Source organism: Roseomonas rosulenta, assembly GCF_016106005.1.
Taxonomy (GTDB): domain Bacteria; phylum Pseudomonadota; class Alphaproteobacteria; order Acetobacterales; family Acetobacteraceae; genus Neoroseomonas; species Neoroseomonas rosulenta.
The window spans coordinates 1-1,041 of sequence record NZ_JACADR010000570.1; the positions used below are offsets into that span (position 1 = coordinate 1).

General features: G+C 72.6%; 2 protein-coding genes and 1 pseudogene. All 3 read right to left on the reverse strand.

The window, feature by feature from the left end:
* The coding region (locus HW578_RS28545) for a twin-arginine translocation signal domain-containing protein (RefSeq protein ID WP_369407993.1) at positions 1-155 on the reverse strand (155 nt) is incomplete at its 3' end.
* A gap of 3 nt (positions 156-158) precedes the next feature.
* On the reverse strand, positions 159-761 hold the full coding sequence (locus HW578_RS26930) for a TorD/DmsD family molecular chaperone (protein WP_198373763.1): 603 nt from the start codon (positions 759-761) through the stop codon (positions 159-161).
* 99 nt (positions 762-860) lie between these two features.
* Positions 861-1,041: pseudogene (locus HW578_RS28120) on the reverse strand (hypothetical protein); the annotation flags it as partial.

The window sequence follows — 1,041 nt, forward strand, 5'->3', positions numbered from 1 at the left end:
CCGGCGGGCACGGCATCGGCGCGGATCGGCCCGGCGGCCTGCGCCACGCCGGCCGCGGCGGCAGCCGCGCCGCCGATGCCCAGCGCCCTCAGGAAGCCGCGGCGTTCCGGCGCGGTGGTGATGCTTTTGCTCATTGCGTCCTTACTCCCCGACATGCGTCATGGCGGCAGCCCGAGGGCCGCCTGCTCGATCTCGATCGCGACTCGCCCGAGGCGGCCGACGGCGCGATAGAAGCGTGCCGCCTCGGCCTTCTCGAGATCCGCGAAGAACCTGCCGGCCCAGGGCCGCAGGTGCTTCCCGAAGAACGTCTCGGCCTGCGCCGCCCCGCCTTCAAAGCTGCCCGAGAGCAGCCCGGCATAGACCTCGCATTCCGATCCGATGTGGTCCTCCGGCTCCGCCACGCCCTCGGCCCGCTCGAGGCCGAGGCGCGCGAGGTCGCCGCGCAGCTCGGCCAGCGGCCGTTCGTGCAGGAAGCCGGTCAGGTAGTAGGAGGCGAAGGGCAACAGCTCGCCGCGCCCGAGGCCGATGAACAGGTCATGGAATTCGCGCTCCGCCGAGACCGGGTCCGATCCGCGCGCCGCGGCCGCCAGCGCGCCATAGGCGCCGCCCAGATCGGTGCCATCCCCGTGCAGTCCCGCCAGGGCGGCCAGCAACCCCGAATCGGGCGCGGCCACGAGCAGGCGCCCGAGCAGCGCGAAGATCCGCGCACGCTCGATCGTCATCCCGTCAGACCGGGCGTCCAGTGTCTCCTGCGCGGACATGAAGCGACCGCCTTCCACCCCCCAAATCCCGACCATTATACGCGGAAACTCACGTCACCTCAAAGATTTGAACTCGTTGCACTTTATCGAGAGCAGCCCTCAGCTCGGCAGCGCCGACCCATGCCGCCGCGGCGCGACCGGCCGTTCCGCCACATCCGGCGCCGGCGTCTGGCCCCCAGCGACCAGGGCGGGGCCGGGCGGTGGCGCGTGGTCGGCCGGCGGTGGCGGGTCCAGGGGCGTGGCGGCCTCCGCCTGGGGCCCGGATCCGAAGAGCTCACGT

What these genes read in the sequence shown, in the direction of transcription:
- HW578_RS26930 (WP_198373763.1), bottom strand. Translation starts at nt 761, where the DNA reads ATGTCCGCGCAGGAGACACTGGACGCCCGGTCTGACGGGATGACGATC.